Origin of the sequence: Puia sp. P3, assembly GCF_050632245.1 — a bacterium.
Lineage (GTDB): Bacteria > Bacteroidota > Bacteroidia > Chitinophagales > Chitinophagaceae > Puia.
This window is the reverse complement of record NZ_CP192583.1, coordinates 3,081,889-3,096,256: the sequence shown is the minus strand read 5'-3', so window position 1 is coordinate 3,096,256 and position 14,368 is coordinate 3,081,889. Positions and strand designations below refer to the sequence as shown.

The following is a 14,368-nucleotide window of genomic DNA, read 5'->3' as shown; positions in this document are numbered from 1 at the left end:
ACAAGCGTCGTCATGCGAAAATTTGCCGTCTTCCTCCTCGTTGTTTGTGTTGCGGTGGTGGTTGCCTCGCTGTATGGCATTGGCCACGATCAGGTAGGCTATGGCATCAGCCCGGAATATTTTACCCGGTATAAGTTCATCCAGTACAATCTGGCCGACTCGGGCGCGGCAAGGCATATGACGCAGCCGCGGAGCGCGGTCGTCATGACGGGCGTCAAGTCGAGCTGGATGATCGGGCTCGCGGCGGGTATCGTTCTCGGGCTCTTCGCGCTGGCGTTTCGCAACGCTGACAGGATGTTCCAGTCGGCGGTGATGGCGATCGGTCTCGGGCTGCTGGTGACCGTTGTTTGTGCTTTGGCCGGCTGGGTGTATGGGCGGAATGTCCTGGCCCATAAAGGGGTCGCCTGGTGGATGCCGGACAATATAGCCGACAAGCCCGACTATATCATCGTGGGAACCATAACCAATTTTAGTTATGGGGGAGCGGCGGTTGGTGCGGTGGCGGGGATTATATTTTTACTGATTAAAAATGCGCGGCTGCGGTCAGCGCAAAATAGCGCCAGTCTCGTCGATCAGAGCCCGCATTAGATCGGCGACTTTGCGGTGCCGCAGTTCGGTGGCGATCTGACCGCCCCAGGCGAAAAAGAGGTCTGGTTTATTTTGCTGCATGGCGGCCTGGCGCAGGGCGCCCATAAAACGGCTCTGTAGCGGAAAGGGCAGGAGCGAGTCTTCTTTGCCGGCTGTTTCCAAAGCGATACGATTCATTACGCCCCGTCCCAGCCGACCGGAGAAGGCGCGGGTTAGGGCGCTGTTGCGCGCGGCGCCGGAGAACAGGATCTCGCGGTGAAAGGGCGGCGCGCCCGACTCTTCGCAGGCTAAAAATGCCGTTCCTACCTGGACGCCGTCGGCGCCGAGCGTCATGGCGGCGGCTATGCCTTTTCCGGTGGCGATGCCTCCGGCGGCAATGACGGGTGTGCGGACCCTGGACTTTATCTGCTGGACCAATACGAAAGTACCGACAAGGGAGGATTCCGTGGACCCGAGGAAAGAGGGACGGTGTCCCCCGGCTTCGAATCCCGATGCGACGATGAGGTCGACTCCGGCGGCTTCGAGGGCCAGGGCTTCGTCGGGGGTGGTGGCGGCGCCGGCCGTGACGATGTTGCGCTTCCGGCACTGCTCCAGCATATCGGCGGAAGGGATGCCGAACACAAAACTGAATACCGGAGGGCGGGTGTCGAGGATCGCCTGCATCTGGTCTTCGAAGGGCACGACCTGCGCGGCGGGTTTTTCCTTAAGGGCGATGCCTGTCTCTTCGAAATATCGCCGGAAAAGGGCCCCTGGCTGCTTCGAAGCGCTCGTCTGTCAGGCCTTCCGGCGGGACGTCGTTGTTGGGAGACCCAAAGATTGATATTAAAGGGTTGGTTGGTGGCCGCCCGCATGTCGGTGCATAACCGGACGATCTCTGCCGGCGTCAATGTGTAGGCCCCGTGACCGCCGAGACCGCCCATATTGCTGATGGTTGATGCCAGCTTTACCGTCGAGAGATTACCTCCGAACGGTCCCTGCAAAATGGGATAGTCGATGCCCAGCAATTTTGTAACCGAAGTGTTATACCACATGGTGTGTATTTATTCCTTGTATGAAGCTAGAACTAATTTGGATTTCCCGCTGCTCCAGCCCTTCAATTGTGAGGTAGGTCACAATTTTGCGATCGCGCGAAATTTTCCGGCGGCCTGAGCTAATTTTGTCGTATACAAAATCGTTGGCCATGAATCAGATAAAATCGCTGTTGGGAATACGATATCCCGTGATCGGGGGACCCATGCTGGGAGTGACGACGCCGGAGATGGTCGCGGCGGTATCGAACAGCGGCGGGTTGGGATCTCTGCCGATAGGGGCCTGGCGCCAGATGTGGCGAGAGAACTGATCAAAAAGACTGCGGCGCTGACGAGCGCGCCCTGGGCGGTCAATCTGTTCGCGCAGGAGATCCCGTCGGAGATAGACGAAGCGGCTCTGCTGCGTATGCAGGACTACCTGGAGGAATATGCGAAGCGGCGGGCGCTGCCGTTTACAAAGAGGGGTGTTGGCGAATTCCGATTTTATAGCCATCGGGAACAGGTGGACGTGCTGCTGGAAGAAGGAGTGCGTATCGTCAGTTTTACATTCGGCGTGCTGGCGCCTGAAGTCATAGAGGTCCTGAAGCGACGGGGTGTGGTCCTGATCGGGACCGCGACGAGTGTCGCGGAAGCCAGGTGTTGGCCGACGCGGGCATCGACTCCGTCGTCGCGCAGGGCTATGAGGCGGGGGGACATAGGGGCAGTTTTCTGGAACCCGATCTTCCACAGGTAGGGCTATTCGCACTATTGCCTCAGGTCGCGGATGCGGTCGGTGTTCCGGTCATCGCGGCCGGCGGCATCGTTGACGGCAGGACGATCCGGGCGGCCTTCCAGCTGGGCGCTTCGGGCGTACAGGCGGGGACGCTGTTCGTGCCGTCGGACGAGAGCGGGGCCAATGAGGGTTATAAAACCGCCGTGATCACCGCGAGGGACACGGACACGCAGCTCGACGCGGGCGTTCACGGGAAGATGGGCGAGAGGGATCCGCAACGAGTTCATGCAGGCGGTGGAGGCGTCGGGCATCGGGTTGCCTGAATACAATGTGCATAATAGTCTGACGGCGGGTCTGCGGGCGCATGGTCGAAAGACCGATCGTCCGGAAGTCGTGTCGATGTGGGCGGGTCAGCACGCGGGGAAGGCCAGAAAAGGCGGGACGGCCGGGATCTTTAAGGATCTGGTGGCCGGTATTGATTTTGACTCGCTCTGAGTTATTTGTGCTGGTGATTATTATATAGTCTGCTGAGGGTCTCTCTGGAAACACCCAGATAGGCGGCGATCAGTTGTTTGGGGACCATATTGTACAGCTGCGGATACATATTCATGAGCTCTTCATAGCGGGATTTTGCGTCGTTGTTCATGAATGACAGCAGCCGGCGCTGGGAGGCGACATAGCCTTTGTTGGTCCGCCAGCGGAAGAAATGTTCGATCGCGTGTACCTCGCTGCAGATTTTCTCGCGGTCCGCATTGCTCAGCGAAAGGACCTCGGCGTCGGTGATACAGTCGATGCTGATGGATGCGCGGGTATTGGAATACAGCGCCCCGTAGTCGGAGGTCCACCAGGTGGGCATGGCGAACTGGAGGATATACATCTTTGTCTCGTCGTTGATGAAGAAAGCCTTCAGACAGCCGCTGAGTACGAAATACTCCTGGTCGACCCGGTCGCCTTCGCCGAGGACTACCTGTCCCTTTTTGAAGCTATGTTCTTTAAAATGAGATACGAACAGATCGATCTCGTCGTCGGTGAGTTTGACGAAACGCAAGACGTGTTGTTTGAGGATTTCCCGCTTGTCCATTGGGTTCAAAAGTACGACTGATATTTTATATATTTAGTTCACCTAAACCGCAAAAAAAGCAATGGCATCCGGGAACGACAGTCAATCTTCTTATATCAGCGGAACCTTTATCTTCGGATTGATCGGAGTTTTGCTGATCGGGTTCAATCTGCACAACTCCAGCCGTTATTTCCAAAATGAGCCGCTGACGACAAAAACGATCACGATCAGCGACACACCCCGGTATATCAATGGGGGCAGGTCGGGCACCAGCCGCTATAGTTTTGGAGCGCGCGGATTTGCCTGCTGGTGGTGGCTTTCAGAAGGGGCGTTGACCATCATCAGGAAACAGGATAGCATCGAGGCGCAGGTCAGGGGAATCAGGTCGGGAGACACGGTTAGAATCAGCGTCAGGAGTAATGAATTGGGAGATCTTCAGGAGAGCAGGGGCCGGGTACGGGTGATGGGGCTGTACCACAAAGGCAGAACACTTGTCGACCCGGCCGATGTGTACCGGGAGGACAGCGCAAGCCGAAGGCTTAATCTTGTTGCGGGGGCTATTTCGTTGGTAGTAGCGGGCGTCTTTCTTGTTTTGTCAAGGCGGCGCCGTTCGGATTAACTCAACTTAGCTTCTTTGTAAAGAATTCGATGGTGCGGCTCCACGCCAGTTCTGCCGCGGCCTTGTCATAACGGGGAGTGGTATCGTTGTGAAAGCCGTGGTTGACGTTGGGATAGATGTATTCCGTGTATTCTTTGTTGTTTGCTTTCAGGGCCGCTTCGTATGCGGGCCAGCCTTCGTTGACGTGGGTATCCAGCCCCGCGTAGTGGATCAGGAGGGGGGCCTTTATCTGGGGCACGAGCTCGGCGGGAGGCTGGGTGCCATAGAAGGGGACGGCCGCTGCGAGGTCCGGGATCCGGACCGCCATCATGTTGACGATCCCGCCTCCGAAGCAAAATCCGACCGCGCCTATTTTTCCGTTGCATTCCGGGCTGGCTTTAAGATATTCGTAGGCTGCTATAAAATCTTCGAGCATTTCGTTCTTGTCCCTTTTTGACTGCATCTCGCGGCCCTTGTCGTCGTTGCCGGGGTAGCCGCCCAGGGGTGTCAGCGCGTCGGGTGCGATGGCGATAAATCCGGCCAGGGCAGTGCGCCTGCAGACGTCTTCGATATAGGGATTGAGGCCGCGGTTCTCGTGGATGACGACGACGCCGCCGAGTTTTTTGCCGGCGTTTTCCGGTCTGGCCAGCAGCGCTTTGATGGTGCCGCCGCCTTTCGGGGAGTTGTAGTTGACGTACTCTGTCTTCAGGCGCGGGTCGTCTGCTTTGACGTGGAGGGTATTCTTGTAGTCCGGCATCAGGAAGCTCATCAACGCCGGAACCGTAAGGCCTCCGACCGCATAGGCCGAGAGCTTTTCCATGAAATCGCGTCTGTTCAGGCGGCTGTGGGCATAGTCGTCATACAGGTCGAATACCTCCTGTTTGACGTCTTCTTTCCGTATTGACATAGGAATCATATTTCGATCAAATTAGGTCAAAAAGGCAAATGCAGCGTATATTTATAGTACACAACCCCATCTCCCCATGGCTGCAGCCGACGTAGAGAAGGCCTGGCCGAGGGGTCCTGGCAGGACCTCAATGGAAGAAAACAAACCCCTTTTATATGAACCAGAAAATAACGATTGTGTTTGCGGCGGCGCTGGTTGCCGGCTGTACGGGACAGGTGCCCGATGCAAAATCAGAGGGCGACAAGCTGATGCAGGTCAGCAGGGACTGGGCGCAGGCCGCCGCCTCCCGGGATATAGAGAAGACGCTGAGCTACTGGGCCGATGACGCGACCGTGATTTCGGCCGGGGATATGCCGCCGATCAAGGGGAAGCAGGCGATCCGCCAGATGGTGGAGGGAAGCTTTAAGTCGCCGGGTTTTGCGATCAGCTGGGCGCCGCAGAGCGCCGAGGTCTCCAAAGCCGGAGATATGGGTTATCTGATCGAGGACACGAAGATCTCCTTTAACGACTCGACCGGTAAGACCATTACGCGTAATTATAAGGGAGTGACCATCTGGAAAAAACAGGCAGACGGCAGCTGGAAGGATGTAGTGGATATGCTGAGTCCGCTGCCGGAGCAGAAATGATGGCCGTTAGGCCCGGCGTGATGGTGGCCGTTAGGCCGGGGTGATGGCGACCCTGAGGCCGGGGGTGACGACGGCCTTTAGGCCGGGGGTGCTGGCGGCCAGGCCCGGGGTGGGCGCCGCGCTTAGCCGAAAGTAAAATCAAAGACTGCGGCGCCGGCTTCCAAAAACTGTATTTCGAATTCCCGGTCGGTGATCGTAGAGGATTGTCGGACGAGCTGGTACATCCGTTGTCCGGTGATCGTGCCGTTACCTTCTTCGTCGGTGTCCGTCCCGTGTGCCGCACCGGGCGCTTTCCCGTCTATCAATACCCGAAAACGGACTTTAGCCCCTGGGGACGCAGGCCCCATGATGAGGTTGACGTCGCGGGAGTGCCAGCGATACCGGATGGTTCCGTTGGGCTCGTTGAGCACGTCGGCCTCCTGGCCCATGGTCCAGTTGCCGGTGAGCGCCCACTGATTGAGTCTTAGCCTGGAGGGAGCGGTATATTGCCGGCTCTTGTCGGCCGAGGCGCCGCCGGGGGATGAGAAGTTCGCGGTCCGGTCGTAGCCGAGGTAGTTCTCTGGCGAGCCGAGGCTCTTCCAGTCGGCGGCGGTCTCGTAGGCGGTGGGGTTGACGGAGACGAGGTCTTTATTTATTCCTTTGGCTCCAGCCTCGGCCAGCAGTTGCTGTATGGTCTTTTCCGACAGGTCGTAGCTGCCTTCGCCGAACTGCTGGTGCCGGATATGGCCTTTTGAATCGATGAAATAGAGGGCGGGCCAGTATTCGTTGCCGAATGCATGCCATACTCCATAGTCGTTGTCTATGGCGACGGGGAAGCCGATGTTCATATCTTTTACGGCCCAGCGAACATTGTCAGCATTTTTTTCAAAGGAGAATTCGGGCGTGTGCACGCCTATGACCACGAGGCCCTGGTCTTTATATTTCTCTGCCCAGGCGCGTACGTAGGGGAGGGTACGTCGCCAGTTGACGCAGGTGTAGGTCCAGAATTCGACGAGGACGACCTTCCCGCGGAGGGATGCCTCGCTGATGGGCTCTGAATTGATCCAACCCGTGGCAGCGCTGAAGGAGGGTATCTTTCTTTCGCCGGGCAGGTGTGTGGCGGCCGTGATGCCGGCAAACAGTGTCGCGAGAAGCATATAGTTGAGATTTTTTGACATGATTCCGATGGATTGACATACAAAGTAAAGAAGGGAATAAGCCGGAACTGCGTGACCTGGATCACATTTTATAAAAAAGTATTATCTTTTCCCTTTTTACCATGACGCACTCCGATCAACTGACTTCGAAGCCGCACTATCCCATCCTGGATGGCCTGCGTGGTGTGGCGGCTATTATGGTTCTTGCCATGCATCTTTTCGAACCGCATTCCACCAGTCATCTGGATATGTTCATCAATCACGGCTATCTGGCCGTGGACTTCTTTTCCTGTTGTCGGGTTTTGTCATCGGCTATGCCTATGACGACCGTTGGGGAAGATGTCGCTGGGAAATTTCTTTCAGCGGCGGTTGATCCGGCTGCAGCCGATGGTGATACTGGGTTCTGTGGTCGGCGCCATTTGCTATTATTTCCAGGACTCTCCGATGTTTCCGCTGATACATACTACGTCGGTGCTGAAAATGCTGGTCGTTATGGTGATCGGCGCCACCCTCATTCCATTGCCGGCGCGGCTGGACGTGCGTGGCTGGGCGGAGATGCATCCACTGGACGGGCCGGCCTGGTCGCTGTTTTTTGAATATATCGCCAATATCCTCTATGCGCTGTTCGTAAGACGATTCTCCAAAACGCTGCTGACGATACTGGTGGTAGTAGCCGGCGCATTCATGGTCCACTATCTGGTGACGGGGCCTTCCGGAGATCTGATCGGCGGGTGGTCGCTGGAGCCGCTGCAGCTAAGGATCGGTTTCACGCGGCTGATGTATCCTTTTTTGCGGGGTTATTGTTATTCCGGATGACGAGGCTGAGGAGCATCAAATATGGTTTCACCTGGTGTAGTCTGCTGCTGATAGCCGTGCTTGCTTTTCCGAGGATCGGCGGCGCGGGTGATCTGTGGAAGAATGGGATCTATGAGGCGGTATGTGTCATTCTCCTTTTTCCGATGATCGTCTATATGGGTGCGGGCGGGTCGCTGGCGGGGAATTTTTCCAGACGTCTGTGTAAATTTCTGGGCGATCTTTCCTATCCGTTATATATCTCCCACTATCCGCTGGCCTATATTTATATCGGCTGGGTCAGCGCTCATCCTCATATCCCTATTGCACAGGCCTGGCCGCGAATGGTGTTGACGTTCGTAAGCGCCATCGTGCTTGCGTACGGCTATCTGAAGTTGTACGACGAACCGGTTCGCCGATGGCTCACGGGGAAAGCGGCCAGACTGAAGGCCGGCAAAAAGGCCGCTCCGGCGGAGGTAGTCCAGTAGTTGGCCCGGGCCGTCGAATAATTGGTCGGGACCGCCGAACGGATCTATCTGAAATTTCTTCCACCAGGGTATGGTGTCATGTCTCCTACGGGAGGGTTTTCTTCGTTGGCGGCGGTGAGCAGGCCGAGGAGCGAATTCAGGTTGTGACAGCGCTGAACGACGACGTGGATGACCTCGCCTTCTATCTGAAGATGGCCTTCCACCATCAGCAGTCGGGCGCCGAGTATCTGTTTGCGGTATGCTTCGAAGAGGCTGGCCCAGACGACGAGGTTAAAGGTCCCTGTTTCGTCTTCGAGGGTGATGAAGCAGACGCCGCTGGCGGTGCCGGGGCGCTGGCGGACGAGGACGAGGCCGGCTACTTTTATAAATTGTCCGTTGGCCAGGGTGCGGTGCTCCGCGGCGGTGCGGACTCCGAGGGCGCGAAGGTTGTCGCGGACGAAGCCGACGGGGTGTCCTTTCAGGGACAGGGACATGGTGGCATAGTCCTGTACGACGTGTTCCGCGGCGGTCATCTGCGGAAGTGAGACGGTTTCGTCGTAGTCTTCGAAGAGGGTCAGGGCGCGGCCTTCGTTGGTGGGTTTTTTCCTTTTGGGGTTTTCTGGTATTGGGTCTTGTTGAGTGCGGCGACCTGCCACATGGCGGCGCGGCGGTCGAGGCCGATCGACATGAATGCGTCGGCGTCGGCGAGTTTTTCGAGGGAGATGGGCGCCAGTCCTGCCTCCTGCAGGCCGCGGACGCTGGTGTAGGGTTGCGTTCTTTTCGCGATCAGCAGCAGCATCTCTTCCTGACGGATGCCTTCTATCTGGCGGAAGCCCAGCCTGACGGCGCGAAATTTTCCGACCTGTTCTTCCATTGTATTGTCCCATTCGGAGAGGTTGATATCCGGGGGCGGACCGTGACGCCGTGATCCTTCGCGCAGCCGATCAGTTGTGCCGGTCCATAAAAGCCCCATCGGCTGGCTGTTGAGGAGGGCGCATAGGAAAACGTCCGGGTAGTACCATTTGATCCACGCGGATATATAGACGAGCAGGGCAAAGCTGACGGCGTGGCTTTCGGGGAAGCCATAGCTGCCGAAGCCTTCCAGCTGGCGGAAGACGCGCAGGGCGTATTCTTCGGTGTAGCCGTTGCGGATCATTCCCTGAACGAGTTTATCCTTAAAGGCGGACACCATGCCCTGCGCTTTGAAGGTGGCCATGCTCCGGCGGAGTTCGTCTGCTTCGGCTGGTGTGAAGCCTCCTGCGACGATGGCGATCTTCATGGCCTGTTCCTCGGAAGAGGGGGACGCCGAGGGTGCGGAATAAGATGTCTTTTAATTCTTTTGAAGGATATTCTACTTTCTCGAGACCGTTGCGGCGCCGGAGGTAGGGATGCACCATGTCGCCCTGTATGGGGCCGGGCCGGACGATGGCGACTTCGATGACGAGGTCATAGAATATTTTGGGGCGGAGGCGGGGCAGCATGGACTGCTGTGCGCGGCTTTCTATCTGAAATACGCCGATGGTGTCGGCGTGGGAGCACATTTCGTAGATGGCGTCGTCGTCCTGGGGGATATTGGCGAGTGTGAGGTCGAGGCCGTAGTGGAGTTTGGCGAGGTCGAATGCTTTGCGGATCGCGCTGAGCATACCGAGCGCGAGGATATCGATCTTAAGAAAACCCAGGACGTCGATATCGTCCTTGTTCCATTCGATATTCGTCCGGTCTTCCATACGGGCGTTGAGGATGGGGCAGAGGTCGCTGAGCTGCCCGCGGGTAATGACAAAGCCGCCGGTGTGCTGGCCGAGCTGCCGGGGGAAGCCGATATACTGGGCTGTGAGTTCCAGTACTTTTTTGAGGTGGGCGTCCTGGCCTTCTCCGAAGCCCTCTTTTGGGATGGCGTCGGAGCCCAGCTGTTCGTCGTATTCGTGGACAGATGCTGATAGCCGGTCTACTGCGTCGACGGAAAGCCCCATGGCCTTGCCGACGTCGCGGATGGCGCCTTTGGCGTGTACCTGCGTGACGGTGGCGACGATGCCTGCGCGGTCGCGGCCGTATTTCTGATAGATATATTGTATGACTTCTTCCCGCCGCTCGTGTTCGAAGTCGACGTCTATATCGGGTGGTTCGTTGCGGGCGGCGGATATGAAGCGTTCGAACAGCAGGTCGAATTTTGTCGGGTCCACGGAAGTGATGCCCAGGCAATAGCAGATGGTGGAGTTGGCGGCGGAGCCGCGTCCCTGGCAGAGGATGCCGTGTTCGCGGGCGTAGCGGACGGTGTCGTAGACGGTGAGGAAATAGGCGGGATAGTTCATCTGTTCGATGAAGGTGAGTTCGTGACGGATATTGGCGCTGATCTTTTCGGGGATCTGGTCGCCGTAGATCTGGCGGGCGCCCCGCCAGGCGAGGAATTTCAGTTCTTCCAGCGGGGTTCGGCCTTCGCTGGTGATCTCTTCGGGATAGACGTACTGCAGGCTGTCGAGTGAGAAACGGCAGGCGTCGGCGATGATTTGGGTGGCGGCGATGGCGCTGGGGTACTGGCGAAAGAGGCGGAGCATTTCGGGGATGGGTTTCATATAGCGTTCCGCATTCGGGTGGAGGCGGTAGCCGGCGTTGTAGATGGTGGTCTTTTCGCGGATGCAGGTGAGGACGTCCTGCAGCTGCCGGCGGGCGGGGATATGGTAGTGGATGTCGTTGGTGGCGACGAGGGGGATTCGGTGTTGTTGCGCCAGTTGGGATAGGCGGAAGAGTTGTTTGGCGTCGTCACCGCGGTAGTAGCGGGTTGCGGCGAGCCAGCACTGGTCGCCCAGCGCCTCTTTGTATTCGGCGAGGGCGCTGTGGAATTCTGGCCCGAAGTCGAAGCGATCGCCGAGCGTATCGGGGGGATGACGATCAGCTGCAGTCCCTGCGTGTGTGCATATACGTCAGCTTTATAAAGATGGCAGTCTCCTTTTTCGGCCCGGCGGTTGCCCAGTGTGAGGAGGGCGGAGAGGCGGCCATAGGCGGCCTTGTCGGTGGGTAGTGCGAGGAGGCTGGGGCCGTCGAGGAGGTCGACGCGGGCGCCGGGGATCAGGCGGATCCGGTGTTTTTTGGCGGCGGCGTGCGCGCGTACGATGCCGGCGAGTGTATTGCGGTCGGTGATGGCGAGGGCTGAATGGTTGAGGGCGGCGGCCTGTGCGGCCAGTTCTTCCGGATGCGAGGCCCCGCGCAGGAAGCTGAAGTTGCTGGTGATTTGTAGTTCGGTATAGCTCATGGGTACTGGTGTTAGGCGAAATAGCCGTGAAGAAACCACTGATAACTTTTTAGTCCGGCGTAGTGGCCGGAGCGGAAGATCCAGAATCGCACACCCTGTTCGTCTTCGACGCAGTAGTAGTCGCGGTGTTCGCCGTCGGACAGCCACCATTCCTGCTCGATGCGTTCGGGGCCTTCGGCGCGGGTTATCGGATGCCGCTGGCCTTTGTGGATAAAAAGCATGGGCGGGTAGTCGGGGATGGGTGCGGTGACTTCGATGGGTTCGGGGCGGGACAGGATCTGGATAGGGCGGGGGCGTGCAACGGACCATGCGTCTGCTGCTATCTCGTCGAGGGATGTGGTGGCGGTCATCGCCCTTTCCGGCCAGTAGTGCTGTGCGGGGAGGTAGCGGTGGATGGTATTCGGGCCGGTCTTGTTGGTGACGCGGTCGACCAGTTCGCTGAGGCCGCTGTCCTCGAGGCCGGTCGCGCCGCTCCACATGGCGGGCTGCCCGGCTGTGACGTCTTCTGTTTTTGGCGCTTCGAGCGTGAATACTTCTATCCCGAGGTCGGGTTCGAGGGTAGCGATATTTTCTTCGAACAGGCGCAGGAGGTGGGCCGCGTGGTGTGTTGCGCGGTGGGTGCCGATAGCGGTCTGCACGATCTTTCCGTCGAGGCGATAGCCTTTAAATACGGCGGTGCGTAAACCTTTTCCGTCCTGGCGCAGGCGCTGGCAGAGGGTTTCGAGCAGTCTGGCCAGGGCGATGCCGATGCCGGTGGCGGTGCGGATCGGTTCGAGGCAGGGGAGTCGTTCGATATAGGGTTCAACGGGAATGACGGGTTCGATGAGCTCGTCTTCGCGGCCAAAGGCCTGGTCGAGGCGGAGCAGCAGTTCGTTGCCGAAGCGGGTGCGCAGCGACTGTCGGGGTATACCGGCGATGCGGTTGATCTTGTCGAGGCCGAGGCGGTGGAGGCGGGCTGTGATGGCGGGGTCGATCTTTAGCGCCGCGGGTGGGAGGGGAGAAGCGATTTTGTGTGTTCGCCGGGTTCGACCAGAGTGGTGTGTCCGTAGTGGGCGACGGCCCAGGCGGCGGCGATGGTGTCGGCGATAGCGGCGTGCACGTGGTATCCTTTGCCGCGGAGGGTGCTGAGGATTTGCGTCAGATAGAGGTCTTCTCCGCCCCAGAGATGTGCGCAGCCGGTGATATCCATGACGAGGCCGTCGGGCTGGTCTACGCCGACCGTGGGGGTATAGCGGATGCACCATAGTGCGAGCAGGCGGAGGAGTTGTCCGGCCAGATTGGGGGAGTCGTCGAGGACTTCGAGTCCGGGGATGAGGACGCGGGCGTCGGCGACCGCCATGCCTGTGCTGACGCCTTCATCTGCGGCTTTTGGGTTGGCGGCGGTGATGGTCATGCGGCCATGGTCGGGGGATGCCAGAACGAAGGGCTTGTTAAGAAGGGCAGGCCGGCGGATAAGGGTGTAGTCCGTTTTGAGGTGACGGAACCACAGGGAAAGATAGCGGCCGGCCATGTTATCCGGTCTTTCTCCGGAGCTCTTCGTAGAAGGGCTGCGCTTTTGGTGTGTCGAAACGGAAGCGGCCTGCCTGCCATTCCGTTTGCCAGCTGCCTGGATGACCATTTCTGATACGGGTGAGTTCGATATTCCAGCGGGGAAAGCCTGGGCCGGGCATGCCATGTTCGGTTATGCTTGGGAGATGTCGAATCTGCCACCGCGCTACGGCGGCGGTGGGCTGCAGGTTTCGGGGCTGGTTACGCAGGATGAAACCGGTGACGCGGCTTTGTTCGACGGCCAGCTGAAAACGGCGGGAGGCGATCATGCTGAGCTCGCGGATCTCGCCGGCTACTGCGGCGAGGCCATCGCATTTCAGGGCTTCTTCCGTGGCCCAGAGTACTTCCTTTTCGTTGCGCATGTCCATGAATATGACGCGTTCGGGTTCGATGCCGAATGCTTTCAATCCGGGTGGGTAGATCTTTCTTGTGCTGCTGACCCAGACGCAGGCGCCGCCGGAGCGCATCAGTCCGGCGATCAGACCGGCGGTAAAGCCGCTGGTGGCGGCCACATTTTCCGGACGGGGGCTGATCAGTTCGTGTATGGCGCCGGTCGGGAAGTTGTTGCCGGGAAAGGCATCCATGATGGGTCCGAGGCCCAGGTCGGTCTTCCCGGAGGAGGGGGGCCTGGTTCCCTGCAGGCGGAGAATTTCGCGCTGCAGCTGCTGGACGATATCCTGTTTGGATGCGGTTGACATGTGGCGTAAAAATACTAAATATTTTAGTATCCAGGGGCGGTTTCGCCGTTTTGTGGAAAAATAAAACCGGCCTAAATTGCTTCCTCATTGTAATCAGATGAGAGTACACTACTTACAGCATGTTTCTTTTGAGGGGTTGGGTTATATCGGGGAATGGTTAACCGGGAAGGGGGCCAGCCTTACGTCGACAAGGTTTTGGGAGTCGGGGTGGAAGTTGCCCGTCGTTGAAGAGATCGACGCGCTGATCGTCATGGGCGGCCCGATGGGCGTTTATGATGAACATGAGTATCCGTGGCTGGTGGCGGAGAAGGCATTTATCGAGCGGTGTCTCCTGGCCGGGAAGAAAGTAATGGGTATTTGTCTTGGGGCGCAGCTGCTGTCCGTCTGTCTGGGTGGTGCCGTTCATCGGGCCCCCAATAAGGAGATCGGCTGGTTTCCGGTGGCGCCGACGGAAGCGAGCAAGGGGGTTCCGTGGTTGCACGAATTGTTTGTTGCGCGGCCGGTCGTCTTTCACTGGCATGGTGATCAGTTCGGAATACCCGAGACCGGCGTCGATCTGCTGTTATCTGCCGCCAACAGCAACCAGGCATTTTATTACAATGAAAATGTCATCGGGTTACAGTTTCACCTAGAAGTGACGCGGGAGACGTTGCGGCAGATGGTGGAGCATGGGGCGGAGGAGTTGGTGGAGGGGGAGTATATTCAGAATGCTGAGAAGATCGGGTTTGGTGCGGGGTATATAGAGGGTTGTAATCAAATAATGAAGGCCATTTTGGAGAAATGGATGGGATCTAATTTATAAGAATGGCTGACAGACCACAGTTCATAAGGCTTTTTTTAATATGTGTTACGACAATCGCTGTCTTCCATGGAGAGGCTCAGGTCGCTGCTCGCGGATTGAGTTTCAAAACAAGCAAGGGTGAGATGGGATGGCTTTCCGGAGTTTGGCGGCAGTGATCCG

19 protein-coding genes and 2 pseudogenes are annotated in these 14,368 nt (G+C 58.1%); 9 read left to right on the top strand and 12 right to left on the bottom strand.

Features of this window, described 5'->3' with window-relative positions; translation table 11 throughout:
• The first annotated feature begins 12 nt into the window (after positions 1–12).
• Complete coding sequence (locus ACQ86N_RS18780; protein WP_431216471.1) at positions 13–588, top strand: hypothetical protein; 576 nt, start codon at positions 13–15, stop codon at positions 586–588.
• Here ACQ86N_RS18780 and ACQ86N_RS18775 read toward each other — a convergent pair.
• Together ACQ86N_RS18775 and ACQ86N_RS18770 are read right to left on the bottom strand one after the other, a co-directional pair.
• Positions 544–1,269, bottom strand: coding sequence for an NAD(P)H-dependent flavin oxidoreductase (locus tag ACQ86N_RS18775; protein WP_431216470.1), 726 nt, complete (start codon positions 1,267–1,269; stop codon positions 544–546). The genes ACQ86N_RS18780 and ACQ86N_RS18775 overlap by 45 nt on opposite strands.
• Positions 1,270–1,442: 173 nt before the next feature.
• A pseudogene (locus ACQ86N_RS18770) lies at positions 1,443–1,619 on the bottom strand (nitronate monooxygenase); the annotation flags it as partial.
• A 149-nt stretch (positions 1,620–1,768) separates the two neighbouring features.
• Here ACQ86N_RS18770 and ACQ86N_RS18765 point away from each other — a divergent pair.
• The 3 genes and pseudogenes from ACQ86N_RS18765 to ACQ86N_RS18755 all read left to right on the top strand — a co-directional run bounded on the left by ACQ86N_RS18765 (position 1,769) and on the right by ACQ86N_RS18755 (position 2,823).
• Entirely contained in the window at positions 1,769–1,927 is a 159-nt protein-coding gene (locus tag ACQ86N_RS18765; RefSeq protein WP_431216469.1) for a nitronate monooxygenase, read from the top strand.
• Positions 1,912–2,651: pseudogene (locus tag ACQ86N_RS18760) on the top strand (NAD(P)H-dependent flavin oxidoreductase). The gene ACQ86N_RS18765 and the pseudogene ACQ86N_RS18760 overlap by 16 nt, the downstream one beginning before the upstream one ends.
• Entirely contained in the window at positions 2,614–2,823 is a 210-nt protein-coding gene (locus tag ACQ86N_RS18755) for a hypothetical protein (protein ID WP_431216468.1), read from the top strand. The pseudogene ACQ86N_RS18760 and the gene ACQ86N_RS18755 overlap by 38 nt, the downstream one beginning before the upstream one ends.
• A 1-nt stretch (position 2,824) precedes the next feature.
• Here the strand turns inward: ACQ86N_RS18755 and ACQ86N_RS18750 are convergent, their stop codons facing one another.
• A complete protein-coding gene (locus ACQ86N_RS18750) occupies positions 2,825–3,409 on the bottom strand; it encodes a Crp/Fnr family transcriptional regulator (RefSeq protein ID WP_431216467.1) in 585 nt (194 codons plus the stop codon).
• A gap of 61 nt (positions 3,410–3,470) precedes the next feature.
• On the opposite strand from ACQ86N_RS18750, the gene ACQ86N_RS18745 reads away from it, so the two are divergent.
• A complete protein-coding gene (locus ACQ86N_RS18745; protein ID WP_431216466.1) occupies positions 3,471–4,007 on the top strand; it encodes a hypothetical protein in 537 nt (178 codons plus the stop codon).
• A gap of 1 nt (position 4,008) precedes the next feature.
• On the opposite strand, the gene ACQ86N_RS18740 is transcribed toward ACQ86N_RS18745, so the two are convergent.
• On the bottom strand, positions 4,009–4,893 hold the full coding sequence (locus ACQ86N_RS18740; RefSeq protein WP_431216465.1) for a dienelactone hydrolase family protein: 885 nt from the start codon (positions 4,891–4,893) through the stop codon (positions 4,009–4,011).
• A 155-nt stretch (positions 4,894–5,048) separates the two neighbouring features.
• On the opposite strand from ACQ86N_RS18740, the gene ACQ86N_RS18735 reads away from it, so the two are divergent.
• Positions 5,049–5,519: a YybH family protein gene (locus ACQ86N_RS18735; protein ID WP_431216464.1), complete on the top strand. Its 471-nt coding sequence runs from the start codon at positions 5,049–5,051 to the stop codon at positions 5,517–5,519.
• Positions 5,520–5,641: 122 nt separating this feature from the next.
• Here the strand turns inward: ACQ86N_RS18735 and ACQ86N_RS18730 are convergent, their stop codons facing one another.
• Positions 5,642–6,655 carry a thioredoxin family protein gene (locus tag ACQ86N_RS18730; protein WP_431216463.1) on the bottom strand — a complete coding sequence of 338 codons (1,014 nt, stop codon included), beginning with the start codon at positions 6,653–6,655 and terminating at the stop codon, positions 5,642–5,644.
• Positions 6,656–6,994: 339 nt separating this feature from the next.
• Between ACQ86N_RS18730 and ACQ86N_RS18725 the strand changes: the two genes are divergently transcribed.
• Entirely contained in the window at positions 6,995–7,471 is a 477-nt protein-coding gene (locus ACQ86N_RS18725; RefSeq protein WP_431216462.1) for a hypothetical protein, read from the top strand.
• Complete coding sequence (locus tag ACQ86N_RS18720; RefSeq protein WP_431216461.1) at positions 7,468–7,935, top strand: acyltransferase family protein; 468 nt, start codon at positions 7,468–7,470, stop codon at positions 7,933–7,935. The genes ACQ86N_RS18725 and ACQ86N_RS18720 overlap by 4 nt, the downstream gene beginning before the upstream one ends.
• Positions 7,936–7,979: 44 nt before the next feature.
• Here the strand turns inward: ACQ86N_RS18720 and ACQ86N_RS18715 are convergent, their stop codons facing one another.
• From ACQ86N_RS18715 to ACQ86N_RS18685, 7 genes are all read right to left on the bottom strand, one after another.
• Positions 7,980–8,447: an OB-fold nucleic acid binding domain-containing protein gene (locus ACQ86N_RS18715; RefSeq protein WP_431216460.1), complete on the bottom strand. Its 468-nt coding sequence runs from the start codon at positions 8,445–8,447 to the stop codon at positions 7,980–7,982.
• Between the two features lie 41 nt (positions 8,448–8,488).
• Entirely contained in the window at positions 8,489–9,193 is a 705-nt protein-coding gene (locus ACQ86N_RS18710; protein WP_431216459.1) for a hypothetical protein, read from the bottom strand.
• Positions 9,090–10,484 carry a hypothetical protein gene (locus ACQ86N_RS18705; RefSeq protein ID WP_431216458.1) on the bottom strand — a complete coding sequence of 465 codons (1,395 nt, stop codon included), beginning with the start codon at positions 10,482–10,484 and terminating at the stop codon, positions 9,090–9,092. The genes ACQ86N_RS18710 and ACQ86N_RS18705 overlap by 104 nt, the downstream gene beginning before the upstream one ends.
• A complete protein-coding gene (locus ACQ86N_RS18700) occupies positions 10,481–11,161 on the bottom strand; it encodes a PHP domain-containing protein (RefSeq protein WP_431216457.1) in 681 nt (226 codons plus the stop codon). Before ACQ86N_RS18700 ends, ACQ86N_RS18705 begins: the two co-directional genes overlap by 4 nt.
• Before the next feature lie 11 nt (positions 11,162–11,172).
• Positions 11,173–11,799: a hypothetical protein gene (locus ACQ86N_RS18695; RefSeq protein WP_431216456.1), complete on the bottom strand. Its 627-nt coding sequence runs from the start codon at positions 11,797–11,799 to the stop codon at positions 11,173–11,175.
• Positions 11,800–12,137: 338 nt separating this feature from the next.
• A complete protein-coding gene (locus tag ACQ86N_RS18690; protein WP_431216455.1) occupies positions 12,138–12,671 on the bottom strand; it encodes a Y-family DNA polymerase in 534 nt (177 codons plus the stop codon).
• A gap of 1 nt (position 12,672) precedes the next feature.
• A complete protein-coding gene (locus ACQ86N_RS18685) occupies positions 12,673–13,407 on the bottom strand; it encodes an ImuA family protein (protein WP_431216454.1) in 735 nt (244 codons plus the stop codon).
• A 97-nt stretch (positions 13,408–13,504) separates the two neighbouring features.
• Between ACQ86N_RS18685 and ACQ86N_RS18680 the strand changes: the two genes are divergently transcribed.
• A complete protein-coding gene (locus ACQ86N_RS18680; RefSeq protein WP_431216453.1) occupies positions 13,505–14,209 on the top strand; it encodes a type 1 glutamine amidotransferase in 705 nt (234 codons plus the stop codon).
• The last annotated feature ends 159 nt before the right edge of the window (positions 14,210–14,368 follow it).

What these genes read in the sequence shown, in the direction of transcription:
- ACQ86N_RS18780 (WP_431216471.1), top strand. Translation starts at nt 13, where the DNA reads ATGCGAAAATTTGCCGTCTTCCTCCTCGTTGTTTGTGTTGCGGTGGTG.
- ACQ86N_RS18765 (WP_431216469.1), top strand. Translation starts at nt 1,769, where the DNA reads ATGAATCAGATAAAATCGCTGTTGGGAATACGATATCCCGTGATCGGG.
- ACQ86N_RS18755 (WP_431216468.1), top strand. Translation starts at nt 2,614, where the DNA reads ATGCAGGCGGTGGAGGCGTCGGGCATCGGGTTGCCTGAATACAATGTG.
- ACQ86N_RS18750 (WP_431216467.1), bottom strand. Translation starts at nt 3,409, where the DNA reads ATGGACAAGCGGGAAATCCTCAAACAACACGTCTTGCGTTTCGTCAAA.
- ACQ86N_RS18745 (WP_431216466.1), top strand. Translation starts at nt 3,471, where the DNA reads ATGGCATCCGGGAACGACAGTCAATCTTCTTATATCAGCGGAACCTTT.
- ACQ86N_RS18740 (WP_431216465.1), bottom strand. Translation starts at nt 4,893, where the DNA reads ATGTCAATACGGAAAGAAGACGTCAAACAGGAGGTATTCGACCTGTAT.
- ACQ86N_RS18735 (WP_431216464.1), top strand. Translation starts at nt 5,049, where the DNA reads ATGAACCAGAAAATAACGATTGTGTTTGCGGCGGCGCTGGTTGCCGGC.
- ACQ86N_RS18730 (WP_431216463.1), bottom strand. Translation starts at nt 6,655, where the DNA reads ATGCTTCTCGCGACACTGTTTGCCGGCATCACGGCCGCCACACACCTG.
- ACQ86N_RS18725 (WP_431216462.1), top strand. Translation starts at nt 6,995, where the DNA reads ATGTCGCTGGGAAATTTCTTTCAGCGGCGGTTGATCCGGCTGCAGCCG.
- ACQ86N_RS18720 (WP_431216461.1), top strand. Translation starts at nt 7,468, where the DNA reads ATGACGAGGCTGAGGAGCATCAAATATGGTTTCACCTGGTGTAGTCTG.
- ACQ86N_RS18715 (WP_431216460.1), bottom strand. Translation starts at nt 8,447, where the DNA reads ATGACCGCCGCGGAACACGTCGTACAGGACTATGCCACCATGTCCCTG.
- ACQ86N_RS18710 (WP_431216459.1), bottom strand. Translation starts at nt 9,193, where the DNA reads ATGAAGATCGCCATCGTCGCAGGAGGCTTCACACCAGCCGAAGCAGAC.
- ACQ86N_RS18705 (WP_431216458.1), bottom strand. Translation starts at nt 10,484, where the DNA reads ATGAAACCCATCCCCGAAATGCTCCGCCTCTTTCGCCAGTACCCCAGC.
- ACQ86N_RS18700 (WP_431216457.1), bottom strand. Translation starts at nt 11,161, where the DNA reads ATGAGCTATACCGAACTACAAATCACCAGCAACTTCAGCTTCCTGCGC.
- ACQ86N_RS18690 (WP_431216455.1), bottom strand. Translation starts at nt 12,671, where the DNA reads ATGGCCGGCCGCTATCTTTCCCTGTGGTTCCGTCACCTCAAAACGGAC.
- ACQ86N_RS18685 (WP_431216454.1), bottom strand. Translation starts at nt 13,407, where the DNA reads ATGTCAACCGCATCCAAACAGGATATCGTCCAGCAGCTGCAGCGCGAA.
- ACQ86N_RS18680 (WP_431216453.1), top strand. Translation starts at nt 13,505, where the DNA reads ATGAGAGTACACTACTTACAGCATGTTTCTTTTGAGGGGTTGGGTTAT.